The following is a 17,647-nucleotide window of genomic DNA, read 5'->3' as shown; positions in this document are numbered from 1 at the left end:
TGATGAGACGCCAATCTCAAAAGCACTGCAAGTGCCTTGTTCGGTAACGGTTTCATAACTGAAACGGTCCCACAACGTGGAACGCTTGAATGTGACGTAGGTCTCAGTATGTTTGCACACTATGAACGATCTTCATATCTCAGCAGAGCCGGTCTCTCCAGTCGACGATGCCATCAACTCCTGGTTCGATCCGATTGCGACGTGGTTCGGCAACATCATCTTCTTTCCGATCACGATCGGAGAGATCTCCTTTCCATTCGTCGTCCTGTGGTTGATCTTCGCGGCCCTGGCATTCACCGTCTACTTCGGCTTCATCCAGGCGCGCGGGGCCAAGCTCGCTCTCGAGATCATCCGCGGAAAGCACTCCTCGAAGGATGATCCGGGCGAGGTCACCCACTTCCAGGCACTGGCCTCGGCGCTGTCGGGCACCGTCGGTCTCGGCAATATCGCCGGTGTCGGTGTCGCCATCGCCCTCGGCGGCCCGGGCGCCACCTTCTGGATGATCGTCGCCGGGCTTCTCGGCATGTGCACGAAGTTCGTCGAATGCACCCTCGGAGTGAAGTACCGCGAGATCGACGAGAACGGTGTGGTTCACGGCGGTCCCTTCAAATACCTCCCCGTGGCCTTCCGCCGCTTCTCGAAGCCCGTGGCAACGGCGCTGACCGGTCTCTTCGCCATCGCCATCCTCATCTTCGGCGTTGTCGGCGGCGGGATGTTCCAGGCCAATCAGACCTTTGCTCAGGTGCGCACCGCCACCGGCGGCGATGACGGATTCCTGGCCGGTCCCTTCGCCTCCCTCGTCTTCGGGATCGTCTTCGCAGCGCTCGTCGCCCTGGTCATCCTCGGCGGCATTCGCTCCATCGCCAAGGTCACGGACAAGCTGGTCCCGGGCATGGCCATCTTCTACGTCATCTCCTGTCTGCTCGTGCTCGGTCTCAACTTCTCCAATATCCCCGCCGCCATCGGCGAGATCTTCGCCGGAGCCTTCAACCCGCAGGGCATCGCCGGCGGCGTCGTCGGCGTCATGATCATCGGCTTCCAGCGTTCGGCCTTCTCCAACGAGGCCGGCATCGGATCCGCTCCGATCGCCCACTCGGCGGTCAAGACCCGCCGACCGATCTCCGAGGGATTCGTCGCGCTCCTCGAGCCCTTCATCGACACCGTCATCGTCTGCACCATGACGGCGCTGACGATCATCGTCGCCAACCAGGCGTCCTACCGGGAGGACCTGGGCGCCGGCGAGATCGGGGGAGTGGCGCTGACCTCGGATGCCTTCTCCACGGTCGCCAGCTGGTACCCGGTGCTCTTGGCCGTTGCCGTTGCCCTCTTCGCCTTCTCCACCCTCATCACCTGGGCGTACTACGGCGAACAGGCATGGAGCTACCTGTTCGGCAACGCCAAGGCCAGCGTCACCGTCTTCCGCGCCCTCGTCTGCCTCTTCGTCGTCGTCGGCTGCGTGGCGACCTTCTCTAAGGTCGTCGAGTTCGCGGATGCCGCACTGTTCATGTGCGCCTTCATCAACATCCTCGGCCTCTATCTGCTCATGCCGGTGGTCAAGAAGGAGATGAAGAAGTACCTCGCCGATCGCAAGGCCGGAACGCTGGGCGATCCGGACACCGTCGACGCTGTTCCGGTCGAGCAGACCGCCTGACCAGCCGGCTCCCCGAAGTGGGGGACAGTGGATTCGCCCAACGTGAGGACAGTGCGCCGCGCCCGTTCGGACGCGGCGCACTGCTGTGTCCACTCATCGTTAGACTGAGGGTGTGGAGCAGAACAATGACGACAAGACATACGCCCTCGAGCGACTGTCGGAGCTGCGCGGCAGCATCGACAACATCGACGCCTCCCTCGTCCACCTCCTGGCCGAGCGCTTCAAGCTGACCGAACGCGTGGGCGAGCTCAAGGCCGATCACGGCCTGCCGCCCGCCGATGAGTCCCGAGAGGCCCGCCAGGTCGCACGGCTGCGGGTGCTGGCCGAAGAATCACAGCTCGACCCGGATCTCGCGGAGAAGTTCCTCGCCTTCATCGTCGCCGAGGTGATTCGTCGACACGAGCACATCGCCGACTCGCGCGAATGAGAGATGCCTCACAGCGGGCAGTTCGGGCCCAGGCGGCTCCTGAACGGGTTTGCCTGCGCTGTGCGGGTTCGACTAGAATTGATCGTCGGTGCGCGTGACGCACCACGGCTGGTGATTCCTCTCAATGGGATGTCGCGGGATCCGTTCTGCGACAGCCAAGGGACAACCGCCGTTCGTTTGTGTTTTAACAGAAAGAGGGTTCGACCATGGTCTATGCCATCGTCCGCGCCGGAGGTCACCAGGAAAAGGTGAGCGTCGGCGATATCATCACAGTCAACCGAATGAAGGCGAAGGCTGGAGACAGCGTCGAACTCGATGCCGTGCTTCTTGTCGACGGTGAGACGGTCACGACCGATCCCGACGCTCTGGCGAAGGTCTCGGTCAGCGCTGAGGTCGCCGGTGAACTCCGCGGTCCCAAGATTGTGATCCAGAAGTACAAGAACAAGACCGGGTACAAGAAGCGTCAGGGCCACCGCCAGGACCTCACCCGTCTGAAGATCACGAACATCAAGTAAGAGGAGACTTCTCACATGGCAAGCAAAAAGGGAGTCAGCTCGACCCGCAACGGTCGCGACTCGAACCCACAGTACCTCGGCGTGAAGCGCTTCGGCGGCCAGGCCGTCAAGGCCGGCGAGATCATCGTCCGCCAGCGTGGAACCAAGTTCCACCCCGGAGCCAATGTCGGCCGCGGAGGAGACGATACCCTCTTCGCTCTGACTGCCGGCGCCGTGGAATTCGGCACCCGCAACGGTCGCAAGATCGTCAACATCGTCGGAGCTTGATCCTCTCCGGATCCGATCCGTCGTCAATATGATTTCTCCCTGAAGAAGGGAGCATGAAGGGTGAGTCGAACGACTCACCCTTCATCTGATATAAGGACATTATGGCCACCGAGTTCGTAGATCGTGTCACTGTTCACCTCGCCGCCGGCGCAGGTGGGAACGGATGCGCCTCGATCAGGCGTGAGAAGTTCAAACCGCTCGGCGGGCCCGACGGCGCTGACGGCGGCAACGGCGGAAACATCATCTTCCGCGTCGACCGCCAGACCACGACCCTGCTGCCCCTGCACCACCGTCCGCATGTGCGCGCCGATGACGGCGGGATCGGCAAGGGCGACCTGCGGCACGGAGCCGACGGAAAGAACCTCGTCGTCGACGTCCCCGAAGGCACAGTGGTCAAGAACACCAACGGTGACGTCATCGCCGACCTCGTCGAGGACGGCACCGAATTCACTGCCGCTGCCGGGGGCCGCGGCGGGCTCGGCAACGCCGCCCTGGCATCGACGAAGCGCAAGGCCCCCGGGTTCGCGCTCCTCGGTGAGCCGGGAGAGACGGTCAGCCTCGTCCTCGAACTCAAGACCATCGCCGATATCGCCCTCGTCGGCTACCCTTCGGCGGGCAAGTCGAGCCTGATCGCGGCGCTCTCGGCCGCGAAGCCCAAGATCGCCGAGTACCCATTCACAACGCTCGTGCCCAACCTCGGCGTCGTCCAGGCCGGAGAGACCCGCTACACGGTCGCCGATGTCCCCGGACTCATCCCCGGTGCATCCGAAGGCAGGGGGCTCGGCCTCGAATTCCTCCGCCACGTCGAACGCTGTGCGGGCCTCGTCCACGTCATCGACATGGCCACCTGGGAGCCGGGGCGCGATCCTGTCTCCGACCTGACGATCATCGAATCCGAACTCGCCGCCTACGCCGTCGACCTCGACGACGGCAGCGGTCTCCTCCCGCTGTCCGAACGCCCGAAGCTCGTGGCGCTGAACAAGGTCGACATCCCCGACGGTCGCGACCTCGCCGATATCGTCCGCCCCGACCTCGAGGCTGCCGGCTACCGAGTCTTCGAGATCTCTGCTGTCAGCCATGCGGGTCTGCGGGAGCTCTCGTTCGCCATGGCCGAACTCGTGCTCGCTGAACGTGCACGTCGGGCCGAGGTCGAAGCCACACCGCAGCGCGTGGTCATCCGCCCGAAGGCCGTCGACGACCGTGGTTTCGAGGTGCTTTCCGAACGCGCGTCCGGGGGACCGGTGTTCCGCGTCCTCGGCGACAAACCTCGCCGCTGGGTGCAGCAGACGGACTTCGGCAATGACGAAGCCGTCGGCTACCTCGCCGACCGCCTCGAACACCTCGGCGTCGAAGAGGCCCTGTTCAAAGCCGGCGCCAAACCCGGTGACACGATCGTCGTCGGCGGAGATGACGGCGTCGTCTTCGACTGGGATCCCACGTCCGTGGGCGGTGCCGAACTGCTGGGTTCGCGCGGATCCGACGCCCGGCTCGAAGAGGAATCGCGAGCCACACGCAGAGAACGCAAGGCCGCCTATCACGACAAGATGGATGCGAAGGCCGCAACGCGGGCCGAGTTCGAACAGGAGCGCCTGGCCGAACGCGCCCGGCGTGAGAGCGGTCACCCGGCACCGGCGACGGAGTCTGCTGAGGGAGCCGGCGAGGAGTGAGCGCCGCAGTGCAGGCGGACTCCTCCGCCACGTCCATCCGTGACGACATCGCCCGGGCCCGTCGCATCGTCGTCAAGGTCGGCTCCTCCTCGCTGACGACCATCGACGGCGGACTCGACGAGGCCAAACTCATCGCCCTGACCGACGTCATCGGTGCTCACCGATCGGCCGGTCACGAAGTGATCCTCGTGTCCTCCGGCGCGATCGCGGCGGGACTCGAACCCATGGGTCTGAAGAAGCGGCCACGGGACCTGGCCAGCCAGCAGGCCGCCGCCGGTGTGGGCCAGGGCCTGCTCATGGCCGCCTATACACGAGCGCTGGGACGCTACGACCTCGTCCCCGGCCAGGTGCTGCTGAGCGCCGATGACCTCATCCGCCGCACCCAGTACAAGAACGCCCAGCGTGCCCTCGACAAGCTCCTGGCCCTGGGCACGCTGCCCATCGTCAACGAGAACGACGCCGTGGCCACCGAGGAGATCCGCTTCGGGGACAACGACCGCTTGGCGGCTCTCGTCGCACACTTGGCCCACGCCGATGCCCTCGTGCTGCTGTCCGACGTCGACGCGCTCTACTCGGGTCCTCCTGACCAGCCGGGCTCTCGGCTGATCGACCGCGTCCACGGACCCGGTGAACTCGATGACCTCGCCATCGGCGGTGTCGGCACGGCCGGCACCGGCACCGGTGGAATGGCCACGAAGGTCGACGCCGCAATCATGGTCGCCGATTCGGGCATCCCAGCCGTCCTGACCTCGGCATCGCGGGCCGCCTCGGCGCTGGCCGGGGAGACCGTGGGCACGTACTTCGCGGTCACTCACAGACGGCGGGGGACCCGCCTCCTGTGGCTGCGCCATCTGGCCCGGACATTCGGATCGGTCACCATCGACCACGGGGCCGAGACCGCCGTGCTCTCCCGCGGGACCTCCCTGCTCGCCGTCGGCGTCACCGCGTGCAGCGGCGACTTCGAAGCAGGTGACCCGGTCGAGATCCGCAACCTCGCCGGCGACGTCATCGCCCGCGGAATGACGAACTTCTCCTCGGACGAGCTGCCGCTGATGTTCCGGTCCACGACCGAGGAACTTGGCACCCGTCTGGGAAATGACTACCGTAAAGAGGTCATCCATCGAAACGATCTCGTTCTCACACACGTGAGCGGGGGGAGATAGCCCATGACAGCAGCTGCCGAGATCCACCCGAAGACCGTGCGCGGAGTCACCCGCATAGTGCGCAGCGCCAAGACCGCTTCGAGTCTGCTCGCGACGACCTCGACGGCAGGGAAGGACGCAGCGCTGGGCGCCATTGCCGATGCGCTGCGCGCGAACACCGACCGCATCGTCAAAGCCAACGACGCCGACATCGCCGCCGGTACCGAGAACGGCATGAGCGAAGCGCTGCTCGACCGTCTGCGCCTCGACGCCGATCGCATCGCAGCGATCGCCGATTCCGTCGACGACGTCATCGATCTGTCGGACCCGGTCGGTGACGTCGTCGTCGGCCGCACCCTGCCCAACGGCATCCGGCTCACCCAGAACCGCGTGCCCATGGGTGTGATCGGCGCGATCTACGAAGCCCGCCCGAACGTCACCGTCGACATCGCCGTGCTCGCCCTCAAATCCGGCAACGCCTCGGTCCTGCGCGGAGGTTCGGCCGCCCAGAACTCGAACACGGAGATCATCTCGATCCTCCGACGCGCCGTCGAATCGGCGGGCCTGCCGGTCGACTCGATCAACGGCATCGACCAGTACGGACGCGAAGGGGCGAACGTGCTCATGCACGCCCGCGACTACGTCGATCTGCTCATTCCCCGAGGCGGCGCCGAACTGATCAACATGGTCGTGCAGGAGTCGATCGTGCCCGTCATCGAGACCGGTGTGGGCAATGTGCACATGTTCATCGATTCCACCGCGACGGTGAAGACCTCCGTCGATCTCGTCCTCAACTCGAAGACGCATCGACCCAGCGTGTGCAACTCGCTGGAGACCCTGCTCGTCCACGAGAAGGCCGCCAAACGCGTGCTGCCGAAGATCCTCGAACGCCTCGACGGAGCCGGTGTCATCGTCCATGCGGACTCCGACGTCTCAGCGCTGGCACCGGCGGGGATGAAGATCCGTCGGGTATCACGACGCGATTGGGCCAAGGAATACCTGGGACTGGAGATCGCGATCAAACTCGTCTCGGGAATCGAAGAGGCCATCGACCATATCCGCGCCTACAGCTCCGGTCACACGGAGGTGATCGTGACGAAGGACCTCGACAACGCCGACACCTTCGTCGCGGCCATCGACGCCGCAGCGGTGGGCGTCAACGTCTCCACGCGGTTCACCGACGGAGGAGAGCTGGGCTTCGGCGCAGAGGTGGGCATCTCCACACAGAAGCTGCACGCTCGCGGCCCCATGGGACTCGAGCAGCTGACGACCACGAAGTGGGTGATGATGGGCAACGGGCAGGTCCGTTCCTGAAACCGCTCCGGCATCGATTCTCCGCGGACAGGGCACAGAACGCCCGACCAGGGGAGACATCGAAGGCGGGAGAAGTCATGTCGATGCCGGATTCCCGGGTCGTTCATGAGAAACTGGGAAGGTAATGACGCCGATGCGCCTCTCACGCGTCGGATCACTGAGTAAGGAGTAATGACGTGAACGCAGCCATTATGGCCGCAGCCGAAGGCGGGGAGCACGCAGCCCACGTCGAGCTGCCGATGGATCCGATCTGGTACGGACTCATCACCCTGGCGATCTTCATCACGATGGGCATTGTGACTCGGTCGTGGAAGGGCATCTCGCACCGCCACTGATATGGCAGAGTACAGACGCAGAGTCGGTGTCATGGGCGGCACCTTCGACCCCGTCCACAACGGCCACCTCGTCGCGGCAAGTGAGGTCCAGGCGACCTTCGACCTCGACGAGGTGGTCTTCGTCCCCACCGGACGGCCGTATCAGAAGGACGTCGAAGAGGTCAGCAGCGCCGAGCACCGGTACCTGATGACCGTCATCGCCACGGCATCGAATCCGCGGTTCACCGTATCCCGTGCCGATGTCGACCGACCGGGACCGACCTACACGATCGACACCCTGCGCGACCTCGCCCGCAGCTACGGGTCCGACACCGAGTTGTTCTTCATCACCGGCGCGGACGCTTTGGCTCAGATCTTGACGTGGAAGAATGTGGATGAGCTGTTTTCCCTGGCCCACTTCGTCGGAGTCAGTCGGCCCGGGCACGAACTCCATGGCGAGGGGTTGCCGGTCGATCGGCTGAGTCTCGTGCAGATCCCTGCACTGGCGATATCGTCCACGGATTGCAGACAACGGGTGATGGATGGTGCACCCGTCTGGTACCTCGTGCCGGACGGCGTGGTGCAGTACATCGCGAAATACGAGTTGTACAGGAGTGAGAATGGCTGAGGAGCAGTTCACGTCACGTCGAGCACGGCGCGAAGCCGAGAGGCTGGCGGCGGAACAGGCGTTCGAAGCACGAGAGGTTCCTGAGCAGCCGAAGGAGGCGCCGAACTCTCGCGCCGGACTCCTCAGCCCGCTGCCGCCGAAGAAGCCCGGTGCGAAACCGGCGGCCGAGACGACCGCTGACACCGCCTCACGTATCGACCCCGATCCCTCGCCGAAGACCAGCCACGAACGCGGCGCATTGGCATCCGATCACCCGCAGGAGTCGCGGCCCCCGGTCCAGGCCGAAGACCGCCTCGACCCGACACGCACTCCGCTGCCGCACTTCCAGACACGTGCGGAGAAGAAGCGGTACCTGCGCGAACACGGACTCTCCCTGTACGGTGATCTGTCTACCGGCGCGATGCCGGTCGTCGCCGATGAGAAGGAGCTGGCCGAACGACAGGCCGCGGCCGAGGGGCGTCTGACCGGCCCGGTCCCCGAGATCTCGGATGGGGAGCCCACCGCGGACCAGAACACCGCCGGTTCGGAGTCCGCAGCAGAGGCTCCGGATGATTCGAGCTCCCAGGATGAGCCGAGCGCTCCGACGACACCGGAAGCGAAGACCGCCGAGACCGAACACGAATCCTATGACACGGCAGGTTTCGGGGGAGACTCCGACGAGGTCGCCGCCCGCGACTTCGAAGCACCTGTCACCGATGCGTCGGCTCCGCGCCCCACGACCGTGGAGAACGAACCCTACGATGCGCTGTCCATGCCGTACTCGGCCCTCGACGATGACGCTTCGGCACTCGGCACCGAGACCGAGAAGGACCATCCGACCGAGACAGTCGACAGGACCGACTCGGCCGACGAATCCGCCGGGGACGGACAGGCCGAACCAGCCACGGACGCAACCGCCGACACGGTCGCCGCGGACGAACCCGCTCCGGCGAGCAAGGCGGAGGCGCAGCCTGATGCGGAGGCCGCGGACGAGCCCGAGCCCTCCTCTCGGTCTCGTCGGATGCCGATCGTGCAGCCGCCCTCGACCTCCGGAGTCCGTGTCGTCACCGCCGCCTCGGCGCAGATCCCCGAGGTCGACGAGACCCGCGCGAGCGACGATCGCACCGAGCAGACGCCGCAGACTGGTCGTGCCGAGGACTCACAGCCCGGCGGGACAACCGACCAGACGGACGAATCGACCGGAGACGCCGGATCCGATGACGCGGCACGTGCCTTGGCCGCGAACCCGGAGACCCGACCGATGGACGCAGTGCCCGAAGCTTGGTCCCTGCCGAACTCCGACTACGAAGACGAAGAGACCGTGAACCCTCCCGGCTCACGAATCCGGGCCAGCTCGGTGACCGGGCACGACGGACAGATCCTCATGGGCGAAGAGCCTTCGAAGATGCCTTATATCGTTCTCGGCGTCGCCGCATTCGTCGCCCTTGCGCTCATCGTCGTCGCCCTCGTCATGTTCCTCTGATCACCACCCGGTTCCCACCACCTCCACAGCCGCATCCATGCGAAAGGATCTTGTGAGCGAGATCGCCGAATCCACCCACCTGCTTCGAACCGCCGCCAAAGCCGCGGACGAGAAGCTCGGAACAGACATCATCGGTCTCGATGTGAGCTCCACGCTCTACATCACCGACGCGTTCCTCATCGTCTCCGCCGACAACGAACGCCAGATCGGCGCGATCATCGACGCCGTCGAGCAAGAGGTGCAGCTCGTGCATGACCGGACTCCGCTGCGCCGCGAAGGCCGCGGAGGAGACTGGGTGCTCCTCGACTTCGGCGAGATCGTCGTCCACGTCTTCTCGGCCGAACAGCGCGAATACTATGCTCTCGAGCGGCTGTGGAAGGACGTTCCCGTCATCGACCTGCAGCTGCCCGAGCCCGGCATCGGCGAATGACGAAGACCGTTCTGTTCTGGCGTCACGGACAGACGGATTTCAACGTCGCCGGTCGCTTCCAGGGACAGACCGACGTCCCCCTCAACGACACAGGACGAGCCCAGGCGAAACAGGCCGCCCGCCTCCTCGCTGAGTTCGGACCCGGGCTGATCGTGTGCTCCGACCTTTCCCGAGCCTCTGAGACGGCCGACAGCCTGGCGGCGTTCGTCGATGTCGAGCCCGTTCGCGACGAACGGCTGCGCGAAGCCTCCTTCGGTGAGTGGGAAGGCTCCACCCGCGCCGAGGTGGCCGAGACCTGGCCGGATGAACTGGCCGAATGGGCCTCCGGTGCAGATGTCGCACCGCCCGGCGGAGAATCCCGTTCCCGATCGGGCCGTCGAGCCGCTGACGCCATCATCGAGATCGTCCGGTCCGCCGATGCCGAGACGATCGCCATCGTCGCCCACGGTGCGGTGCTGCGCGGAGCCGCCGAGATCCTCGTCGAGATGAACGGGACGGGCCGCCTCGGTGTGCTCGGAAACTGCGGGCACGGAGAATTCGTCTTCACCGGCACCAACTGGGTGCTGCGCAGCTGGGGTGCGTCCTCCCGCTGACTCAGTCCTCTGTCTTCCGGTTCGCGGCGACGGACCGGATGAGTTCGACGAGCGAGGCAGCCGAAGCCGCCCAATCGAAGACCTGTGACTGCTCCTGACCGGCTGCGGACTGCTCCGCCCACCTCTGTTCATCCGTGAGCCGGGTGATCGCCTGCGCGATCGACGGCGGATCCTCCGGATCGAAGTATTCGGCCGCCTCGGCGGCGATCTCCCTGAAGATCGGGATATCCGATACGGCCACGGGCACGCCCTGAGCCATCGCCTCGATCACGGGCAGGCCGAAACCTTCCTCACGTGAGGCTGTGACCAGGGCTGTCGACTCGTCGAGCAGACGCGCATACTCCTCATCGCTGACTCCCCGATGGAAGACGACCCTCGCGCGGTCGGGGATGAGAGCGCGCAGCTGGGCTTCCCGCCGGCCCTCGATGCGACTGGCGATGTGCAGAGTCCATCCCGGCAGATGTTCCAGGGCGCGAATGAGGGACTCGACGTTCTTGTACGGCAGGAAGGCGCCCATATAGATGAGCGTCTTCGCATTGTGACGGTTCACGGTCCGCGTTGCGGTGGCGGCCACCTCGGCGGCATTGGACACCACCTGCACCGGACGATTCGTCAGATGGTGGGCGGCGATGAGGTCCTTCGTCGTCTCGGACACAGCCGCCACGGCGTCGGCCCGGTTGAGCAGCAGCCGCTGCGGACCGTAGCTGAGGTGATACGCCCGCCACAGCAGTCGGACCGGCAGCGGCAGGTCGCCGGGCGGCTTGGGGTGGGAGTAGTAGATGAGGTCGTGGACGGTCAGGATGAGCCCATAGCGGCGACCGAACGAGCCCATCGTCTGCATTGTGGAGAACACGACATCGGCGCCCAGTGCATTGAGCTTCCCGGCGATGGCCACCTCCGTGGGGGAGGTGGGGTCGCCCAGCTCGACCCACGAACAGCCGGGCAGAAGCGCCAGCTGGACCCGATCGCTGATGATCACGGTGACGTCGATCTCCGTGCCCTCGACAGCTGTGAGCAGGGCCGAGAGCAGACACGAACCGTATCGGGAGATCCCGTCGTGATGGGTCGTGCGTGTGAAGCGCGCGTCGAAGAAGACCGACAGCCTCGGGGAGGAGTGACGGCTCTCTGTGCTTTTGCTCATGGAACTCCGAGTCGATATTCTGAATCTTCGAAAGTCTGTGTCTGTCAGTATGCGCACTTCGCGATGAAGGATCAGTGAGTGAAGGAATCATCACCTGTGCCCGCGGCCGTTGAGGCCCGCTCATGATCCTAACGCTGATCGCTCTGGCAGCACTCGTCGTTCTCACCCCGGTCCTCACCCGCTTCGCGGGTCGGGAGAGCGGCTGGCCGCTCGCCATCGCCTATCTGGGTGTGGCAGCGCTGTTCACGCCCACCGCCGCCGAGGTGATGGCCGGGCGGAATCCGGAGGTGTCCTACCCGTGGATTCCCCGCTTCGGTGTCGACCTGGCCCTGCGGGCCGACGGCATCGGCGTCGTGTTCACCTACATCGCCCTGGTCATCGGGGCGGTCGTCTTCGTCTACTCGACCCGCTACCTCAGCCCCGGACGGAACACGAGCTTCTACTGGCTGATGGTGATCTTCACCTTCTCCATGGTCGCTCTCGTGCTCACGAACGACGTGCTCGTGCTGTTCGTGTGCTGGGAGCTGACGTCCCTGGCGTCGTTCTTCCTCATCGCCCGCTCCGGATCTCCCGGGCAGGCACCGGCCCTGCGGACGATGTTCTTCACCTTCATCGGCGGCCTCAGCCTGCTCGTGGCCACCGGAGTGATCATCGCGGTGACAGGCACGACGAACCTCGCCGACGCGATCGGCTCCCCGGTGTGGTCCGGCCAGCCGGAGATCACGACACTCGTGGCGCTGCTCGTCGGCATCGCCGCCATGACGAAGTCCGCTCAGTTCCCCTTCCACCCGTGGCTGCCGGACGCGATGGCCGCCGCCACCCCGGTCTCCGCGTATCTGCACGCCGCCGCAGTGGTCAAAGCCGGCATCTTCCTGATGCTGCGGTTCTCACCGACCTTCCACTCCACACCGGCATGGAACGTCCTGCTCCTCACCGCCGGCCTCCTCACCGCCTGCCTGGGCGGCTGGTTCGCGCTCAATCAGCATGACGTGAAGAAGCTCATGGCGTATTCGACGGTGTCCCAGCTGGGCCTCATCACCGCCGTCATCGGCGTCGGCACCGAGGCTGCGATCGCCGCCGCCACTCTCCACGTGATCGCTCACGCCCTGTTCAAATCCGGTCTGTTCATGATGGTCGGAGTCGTCGACCACCTCGCCGGCACTCGCGATCTGGCACGGATCCCGAAACTCCTGCGCACCGCACCAGCGGCATTCACGGTGATGATCATCGGCTGCGGGTCCATGGCCGGGATTCCGCCGCTGCTGGGATTCGTCTCCAAGGAATCGCTGTTCACCGCGCTCAGGGAGGCCCCGGGCGGCCCCTGGGCCGGGTGGGTGGCTCTGCTCGTCGCCGTCGGCGCCTCCGTGCTCACCTTCGCCTACTGCGCGAAGACCGTCTGGGGCAGCTTCATCGACGGCCGCGAACCCGAACCGCGTCGCATCCACCGCGGTTCCCCTGTCATGCTCGTCGCCGCGGCCCTGCCGATCCTGGCCTCGATCCCGCTGAGCTTCGTCCTCTTCCTCTTCGACACTCCGCTCGACCGCGTGGTGCGGGCAGCAGTGCCGAAGGCCACCGAACACGTGCACCTGGCGCTGTGGCACGGATTCAACATCGAGCTGCTCGCCTCGGGTCTCATCATCGCCGTCGGCGTGTTCATCATCCTCCGCCGTTCACGCGTCTTCGTCTTCTTCCACAAGGCCACGCTGCCCTTCGACGGCTCCGACGTCATCGACTCGCTGACGACGGGCCTCAAACGCCTGGGACATGGATTCTCCGCCTTCGCCCGCCCGATGAACTCCGGCCCCTACCTCGCACTGTCCCTGGGCGGCCTGAGCCTGATCGCATTCGGTGCGATTCCCGTCGTCTTCGACGATCTGCCTCCGCTGCAGGAGAACCTCAGCCGTCCCGTGGACGTCATCCTGCTCGTCCTCGTCACCGTGGCGGTGCTCGTCCTGTGCACCTCGCATTCGCGTCTGACCACGGTCGTGGCGCTCTCGGCCATCGGCATCCTCGCCACCGTGCAGATCCTGGCTCTCGGAGCTCCCGACGTCACCCTGACCCAGCTGCTCGTCGAAGCGATGACGATCATCGTCATCATGCTCGTGCTCCAGAAGCTGCCCCGTTCGTTCTGGCGGTACCAGAAGCGCAAGCAGACCCCGCGTCTGCTCCTGGCGATCGTCGTCGGTGCGAGCATGGCCGGGCTGACGCTGGCGCTCAACGGTCGTCGGGAACGCTCCGACCTCGGCCAGTACTATCTCGACAATGCCCCGGAGATCAGCGGCGGGAAGAACATCGTCAACACCATCCTCGTGGAATTCCGTGCCCTCGATACCCTCGGAGAGCTCACGGTCCTCGGCATGGCCGGAATCGCGATCGTCGCGGTGATGTCGACGGTCAAGGACAAGTTCATCGACCCTCCGGCCGAGAACATCCCGGAACCGCCGCGTCCGCCATGGGTGTCGATCCGCCCCAAGGGGACCACCGCCTATCGTGCCGTCCACGAGGCGTGGCCGAACGTCATCCCGCTGCAGCTGACGCTCAAGGTCCTCGGCCCGCTGCTGGCGCTGAGCTCCCTGCTGATCTTCTGGCGCGGACACAATTCTCCCGGAGGCGGATTCATCGCCGCTCTCGTCGGGTCGGCCGTCATCGGACTGGCCTACCTGTCCACACCGAAGGACCGGGCGATCGGCCCGCCCCGGGCGCCTCTGTACCTCATCGGGTCCGGAGTCGCCACGGCGGTGGTCACAGGCATCATCGGACTCCTGTTCGCCGGTTCGTTCCTCAAACCCATGCACACCGAATTCGCCGGTCAGCACTGGACGACCTCGATGCTCTTCGACGTCGGCGTCTATCTGGCGGTGCTCGGCCTCATGCTGCTCTCGTTCAACCTTCTCGGCGTCTCCGATTCTGCGGCGACGCCGGCCGGTGACGATGTGCTCACCAACGGCATCATCCGCCGCGACGTCGAGCGCACCCGCGAACGTGCCGATGAGCTGCTCTACGGAGAGCTGAGCGGCCCGATGGAAGCCATCCGCGGCGAACGCCCGGAACGCAGCCGCCGCCTCAGTGCGGAAGCGGCCGAGGAGGCGAAGGTGCGGGCGAAATCGACGCACATCCTCTACGGGGATCCACCGGCCGACGGAGACGAGGGGGAAGCATGATCCTGGCACTGACGATCGGCGTCCTCACCGCCGGCGGGGTCTACCTCATGATGCAGCGGTCGATGGTCCGGGGAGTCTTCGGACTCACCCTCATCTCCCATGCCGCGAACTTCATCCTCCTCTCGGCCGGAGTCGGCGCGTGGAGAGGCGAACCACTGGCCGGACGCGGAGACCTCGCCGAGGCAGCCGACCCGCTGCCCCAGGCCTTCGTCCTCACCGCCATCGTCATCACCTTGGCGGTGACGATCTTCATGCTCGCCCTGGCCGTACTCGGCCACGACGACGACCAGAAACGACATCCCGAGACAGGAGAGGAGCGCGACTCATGAACTCGGCCCTGCTCCTCCTGCTCATCGGCGTCCCGCTGCTGGCTTCCGCATCGAGCGTGCTCATCACCTCACGCACCTTCGACCGGCTGCTGCTGTTGGCGGTTCCGGTGTTCGTCGGCGGCAGCGGCATCGGCCTCCTCGGCGTCCACGGCACGACCCCGGTGATCGCCCATTCGGTCGGCGACTATGTTCCGGGTCTGGCGATCGTGTTCGTCTCGGACACGTTCACCGCGCTCATGCTCGTGCTCACCTCGCTCGTGGCGTTGGTCAGCAGCCTGTTTCTCGTCTCCACCGGCGAGGACCAGTACCGGTTCGTTCCGGCGCTCATCCTGATGATGCTCACCGGTGTCTACGGTGCCCTGCTGACCGGTGATCTGTTCAACTTCTTCGTCTTCGTCGAAGTGATGATGCTGCCCGCCTATGCGCTCATCGCCGTCACCGGCACCTGGCGCAGGCTCGGCGTCGGACGCCTCTACGTGATGGTCAATCTGCTGACCTCGACGATGCTGCTCATCGGCGTCGGATTCGTCTACGGCGCCACCGGCACCGTCAACCTCGCCGTCCTCGCCGATCAGGGCCGCCCGACCGGTCAGGCCGCTATCGCTCTGGGCGTGGTGCTGCTCTCGCTGTTCATCAAGGCCGGCGGCGCTCCCTTCCACGGTTGGCTCGTGCGCAGCTATCCGAACACCTCGGCGGGTATGATGTCGCTGTTCTCGGGTCTGCATTCGAAGGTCGGGGTCTACGCGATCTACCGCATCTACACCACCGTCTACGGTGAACCCGCTCCGTGGGCGACCGTCCTGCTCCTCGTCGTGGTGGCGAGCATCCTCATCGGTGCGATCTCCGGATTCGGGCAGGTGCGAGTACGCAATGTCCTCGGATTCCAGATGACCGCCGGAGTCGGGCATATCCTCATCGGCGTCACCCTGCTGACCTCGGCCGCACTCGGCGCCGGCGCATTCTATATGATCCACCACATGATCACGATGTCCGGTCTGCTGCTGATCATGGGCGCCGTCGAACAGACCTACGGCACCGGTTCCTTCCGCAGACTCTCCGGACTGGCCTCACGCGAGCGGTGGGCGACCGTCCTCATGGTCCTCGGACTCTTCTCCCTCGTCGGCCTGCCGCCGACCTCCGGGCTGTGGGGCAAGGTGGGGCTCATCAGAGCCTCCACGGACACCGGAGGCGGCTTCGGATGGGTTCTCGTGGCAGCCATCGTCGCAGGCGCCCTGATCAGCCTGCTGGCCCTCCAGCGCACCTGGCGCAACACCTTCTGGGGACCGCCGATGCAGACCTACCGGCCGGACTCCGCGGAGACCGGTCGTGCCCCGGCCGAACCGCTCATGCGCAGCGTTCGCATCCCCGCCCGTCTGCTGGTGCCCGCCACGATCATGATCGGTGTCTCCGTCGCGCTCTTCTGCTGGCCGGGGCCTCTGCTCGATCTCACACACCGGGCAGCCGAGGGGCTGCTCGACCACAGCGACTACATCCAGGCGGTGATGACACCTTGATGCGTCTCATCCACGGCATCTCCTACGTCGGATTCATCCTGTGGGCGGTCATCACGGGTTCGGCGACGATCGTCGTCCGGCTCTTCCGCGCCGACTACGCGCAGCCGAAGATCGTCGAACTGCCGATGCGCTGCGCGACCGACCTCGAAGTCACCCTCTTCGCATCCTCGATCACCATCACCCCCGGCACCCTGGTCGCTGCGATCGCCGCCGGCACGTCGACGACCCCGCCGGTGATCTTCGTCCACGCCCTGTTCGAGGAGTCGGAGGAATCCGCCCTCGACGGGCTCATCGACATGGAGTCCCGTCTGCTCACCATGACCCGCGGACGAGCACCCGGACCACACGCCGATTCGCAGGGAGACCGCCCATGATCGTCATCGCAAGCATCTGCGCGTTCATCCTCGCCGCAGCCATCATCATCGGCCTCGTCCGCGTGCTCACCGCCCGCGATCAGGGTTCACGCGCCGTGGTCTCCGACCTCATCTACTTCTCGGCCATCGCGATCGTCACGATGCTCGGAATCGCCGTATCCTCATCGATCGTCCTCGACGTGATCTTCCTGTCCTCCATGGTGGGGATCCTCGCCACGATCGCGCTGTCCCGCATCCTCACGAGGGGGCACCGCTGATGAACGAAGCACTGGCCACGACACTCGTCGGAATCTTCGGAATCACCGGATCCCTGCTGCTGCTGGGCTCCGCCCTGGCGATGTTCCGCGTCCGCGACTCACTGTCCCGGATCAACGTGTTCTCCCCGGCCACCGGGCTGGGCATGCCGTTCATCGTCATCGCGGCCTACATCTTCGACCTGTATTCGTCCGGGTTCTCCTGGGTCTCACTGATCATGGCCGTCATCGCCGTCCTGTGCCTGATCATCGTCTCCTCGGTCGCGAGCAACACCCTGGCCAGGTCAACAGTGCTGTCCGGGCAGCCGGTGTTCCGCAAGACCTCCCCGAATCGGTTGGCAGCACCGCCGGAGGGCGTCGTCGACGTCGACCCCGACGCGGACGGCTCCTGACCCGGACCGTCCTCTGGATCCGCAGGTCGACCACCACAGACAGTTCCTGCCGTCAGCCCTTGCCGCGGTGCG

The 17,647-nt window shown here is 65.4% G+C and carries 19 protein-coding genes; 18 read left to right on the top strand and 1 reads right to left on the bottom strand.

Annotated features, from left to right (window positions below; all coding sequences use genetic code 11):
- Positions 1 to 121: 121 nt before the first annotated feature.
- The 12 genes from FHG09_RS05390 (at position 122) to FHG09_RS05340 (ending at position 10,410) form a co-directional block, all read left to right on the top strand.
- Complete coding sequence (locus tag FHG09_RS05390; RefSeq protein WP_152346655.1) at positions 122 to 1,651, top strand: alanine/glycine:cation symporter family protein; 1,530 nt, start codon at positions 122 to 124, stop codon at positions 1,649 to 1,651.
- Between the two features lie 112 nt (positions 1,652 to 1,763).
- Positions 1,764 to 2,078: a chorismate mutase gene (locus tag FHG09_RS05385; protein ID WP_152346654.1), complete on the top strand. Its 315-nt coding sequence runs from the start codon at positions 1,764 to 1,766 to the stop codon at positions 2,076 to 2,078.
- A 206-nt stretch (positions 2,079 to 2,284) separates the two neighbouring features.
- Entirely contained in the window at positions 2,285 to 2,593 is a 309-nt protein-coding gene (gene rplU, locus FHG09_RS05380; protein ID WP_025776790.1) for a 50S ribosomal protein L21, read from the top strand.
- A 15-nt stretch (positions 2,594 to 2,608) separates the two neighbouring features.
- A complete protein-coding gene (gene rpmA / locus FHG09_RS05375; RefSeq protein ID WP_025776788.1) occupies positions 2,609 to 2,860 on the top strand; it encodes a 50S ribosomal protein L27 in 252 nt (83 codons plus the stop codon).
- 101 nt (positions 2,861 to 2,961) lie between these two features.
- Positions 2,962 to 4,527, top strand: a complete 1,566-nt coding sequence (obgE, locus tag FHG09_RS05370; protein ID WP_152346653.1) for a GTPase ObgE — start codon at positions 2,962 to 2,964, stop codon at positions 4,525 to 4,527.
- A complete protein-coding gene (proB, locus tag FHG09_RS05365) occupies positions 4,524 to 5,690 on the top strand; it encodes a glutamate 5-kinase (protein WP_152346652.1) in 1,167 nt (388 codons plus the stop codon). The genes obgE and proB overlap by 4 nt, the downstream gene beginning before the upstream one ends.
- 3 nt (positions 5,691 to 5,693) lie before the next feature.
- Positions 5,694 to 6,983, top strand: a complete 1,290-nt coding sequence (locus tag FHG09_RS05360; RefSeq protein WP_152346651.1) for a glutamate-5-semialdehyde dehydrogenase — start codon at positions 5,694 to 5,696, stop codon at positions 6,981 to 6,983.
- 176 nt (positions 6,984 to 7,159) lie between these two features.
- Positions 7,160 to 7,318: a hypothetical protein gene (locus FHG09_RS19755; protein ID WP_166820670.1), complete on the top strand. Its 159-nt coding sequence runs from the start codon at positions 7,160 to 7,162 to the stop codon at positions 7,316 to 7,318.
- A 1-nt stretch (position 7,319) separates the two neighbouring features.
- Positions 7,320 to 7,925: a nicotinate-nucleotide adenylyltransferase gene (nadD, locus tag FHG09_RS05355; RefSeq protein ID WP_152346650.1), complete on the top strand. Its 606-nt coding sequence runs from the start codon at positions 7,320 to 7,322 to the stop codon at positions 7,923 to 7,925.
- Complete coding sequence (locus FHG09_RS05350; RefSeq protein WP_152346649.1) at positions 7,918 to 9,387, top strand: hypothetical protein; 1,470 nt, start codon at positions 7,918 to 7,920, stop codon at positions 9,385 to 9,387. The genes nadD and FHG09_RS05350 overlap by 8 nt, the downstream gene beginning before the upstream one ends.
- A 52-nt stretch (positions 9,388 to 9,439) precedes the next feature.
- A complete protein-coding gene (gene rsfS / locus FHG09_RS05345; protein ID WP_227492553.1) occupies positions 9,440 to 9,817 on the top strand; it encodes a ribosome silencing factor in 378 nt (125 codons plus the stop codon).
- Positions 9,814 to 10,410 (top strand): histidine phosphatase family protein, encoded by a 597-nt coding sequence (locus FHG09_RS05340; protein ID WP_152346647.1) that lies wholly within the window; start codon positions 9,814 to 9,816, stop codon positions 10,408 to 10,410. Before rsfS ends, FHG09_RS05340 begins: the two co-directional genes overlap by 4 nt.
- Position 10,411: 1 nt before the next feature.
- On the opposite strand, the gene FHG09_RS05335 is transcribed toward FHG09_RS05340, so the two are convergent.
- Positions 10,412 to 11,551, bottom strand: a complete 1,140-nt coding sequence (locus tag FHG09_RS05335; protein WP_193627286.1) for a glycosyltransferase family 4 protein — start codon at positions 11,549 to 11,551, stop codon at positions 10,412 to 10,414.
- Between the two features lie 122 nt (positions 11,552 to 11,673).
- Between FHG09_RS05335 and FHG09_RS05330 the strand changes: the two genes are divergently transcribed.
- From FHG09_RS05330 to FHG09_RS05305, 6 genes are read left to right on the top strand one after another with little or no spacing between them, the layout of a single operon-like run.
- A complete protein-coding gene (locus FHG09_RS05330; protein ID WP_152346646.1) occupies positions 11,674 to 14,712 on the top strand; it encodes a DUF4040 family protein in 3,039 nt (1,012 codons plus the stop codon).
- Positions 14,709 to 15,041: a sodium:proton antiporter gene (locus FHG09_RS05325; protein WP_135809141.1), complete on the top strand. Its 333-nt coding sequence runs from the start codon at positions 14,709 to 14,711 to the stop codon at positions 15,039 to 15,041. Before FHG09_RS05330 ends, FHG09_RS05325 begins: the two co-directional genes overlap by 4 nt.
- Positions 15,038 to 16,555 carry a monovalent cation/H+ antiporter subunit D family protein gene (locus FHG09_RS05320; RefSeq protein ID WP_152346645.1) on the top strand — a complete coding sequence of 506 codons (1,518 nt, stop codon included), beginning with the start codon at positions 15,038 to 15,040 and terminating at the stop codon, positions 16,553 to 16,555. The genes FHG09_RS05325 and FHG09_RS05320 overlap by 4 nt, the downstream gene beginning before the upstream one ends.
- Positions 16,555 to 16,929, top strand: coding sequence for a Na+/H+ antiporter subunit E (locus FHG09_RS05315; protein ID WP_152346644.1), 375 nt, complete (start codon positions 16,555 to 16,557; stop codon positions 16,927 to 16,929). Before FHG09_RS05320 ends, FHG09_RS05315 begins: the two co-directional genes overlap by 1 nt.
- The gene (locus FHG09_RS05310; protein ID WP_152346643.1) at positions 16,926 to 17,186 is read left to right on the top strand and encodes a monovalent cation/H+ antiporter complex subunit F; all 261 of its coding nucleotides are present in this window, start codon (positions 16,926 to 16,928) and stop codon (positions 17,184 to 17,186) included. The genes FHG09_RS05315 and FHG09_RS05310 overlap by 4 nt, the downstream gene beginning before the upstream one ends.
- Positions 17,186 to 17,575 (top strand): cation:proton antiporter, encoded by a 390-nt coding sequence (locus FHG09_RS05305; RefSeq protein WP_152346642.1) that lies wholly within the window; start codon positions 17,186 to 17,188, stop codon positions 17,573 to 17,575. Before FHG09_RS05310 ends, FHG09_RS05305 begins: the two co-directional genes overlap by 1 nt.
- Positions 17,576 to 17,647 lie beyond the last annotated feature (72 nt).

Source organism: Brevibacterium sp. CFH 10365 (genome assembly GCF_009299785.1).
In the GTDB taxonomy this organism is placed as follows: Bacteria; Actinomycetota; Actinomycetes; order Actinomycetales; family Brevibacteriaceae; genus Brevibacterium; species Brevibacterium limosum.
This window is presented reverse-complemented; position numbering and strand designations above follow the sequence as displayed.

What these genes read in the sequence shown, in the direction of transcription:
- obgE (WP_152346653.1), top strand. Translation starts at nt 2,962, where the DNA reads ATGGCCACCGAGTTCGTAGATCGTGTCACTGTTCACCTCGCCGCCGGC.
- FHG09_RS05320 (WP_152346645.1), top strand. Translation starts at nt 15,038, where the DNA reads ATGAACTCGGCCCTGCTCCTCCTGCTCATCGGCGTCCCGCTGCTGGCT.
- FHG09_RS05325 (WP_135809141.1), top strand. Translation starts at nt 14,709, where the DNA reads ATGATCCTGGCACTGACGATCGGCGTCCTCACCGCCGGCGGGGTCTAC.
- FHG09_RS05305 (WP_152346642.1), top strand. Translation starts at nt 17,186, where the DNA reads ATGAACGAAGCACTGGCCACGACACTCGTCGGAATCTTCGGAATCACC.
- FHG09_RS05390 (WP_152346655.1), top strand. Translation starts at nt 122, where the DNA reads ATGAACGATCTTCATATCTCAGCAGAGCCGGTCTCTCCAGTCGACGAT.
- rplU (WP_025776790.1), top strand. Translation starts at nt 2,285, where the DNA reads ATGGTCTATGCCATCGTCCGCGCCGGAGGTCACCAGGAAAAGGTGAGC.
- FHG09_RS05310 (WP_152346643.1), top strand. Translation starts at nt 16,926, where the DNA reads ATGATCGTCATCGCAAGCATCTGCGCGTTCATCCTCGCCGCAGCCATC.
- FHG09_RS05350 (WP_152346649.1), top strand. Translation starts at nt 7,918, where the DNA reads ATGGCTGAGGAGCAGTTCACGTCACGTCGAGCACGGCGCGAAGCCGAG.
- FHG09_RS05360 (WP_152346651.1), top strand. Translation starts at nt 5,694, where the DNA reads ATGACAGCAGCTGCCGAGATCCACCCGAAGACCGTGCGCGGAGTCACC.
- FHG09_RS05335 (WP_193627286.1), bottom strand. Translation starts at nt 11,551, where the DNA reads ATGAGCAAAAGCACAGAGAGCCGTCACTCCTCCCCGAGGCTGTCGGTC.
- FHG09_RS05340 (WP_152346647.1), top strand. Translation starts at nt 9,814, where the DNA reads ATGACGAAGACCGTTCTGTTCTGGCGTCACGGACAGACGGATTTCAAC.
- FHG09_RS05330 (WP_152346646.1), top strand. Translation starts at nt 11,674, where the DNA reads ATGATCCTAACGCTGATCGCTCTGGCAGCACTCGTCGTTCTCACCCCG.
- nadD (WP_152346650.1), top strand. Translation starts at nt 7,320, where the DNA reads ATGGCAGAGTACAGACGCAGAGTCGGTGTCATGGGCGGCACCTTCGAC.
- rpmA (WP_025776788.1), top strand. Translation starts at nt 2,609, where the DNA reads ATGGCAAGCAAAAAGGGAGTCAGCTCGACCCGCAACGGTCGCGACTCG.
- FHG09_RS05315 (WP_152346644.1), top strand. Translation starts at nt 16,555, where the DNA reads ATGCGTCTCATCCACGGCATCTCCTACGTCGGATTCATCCTGTGGGCG.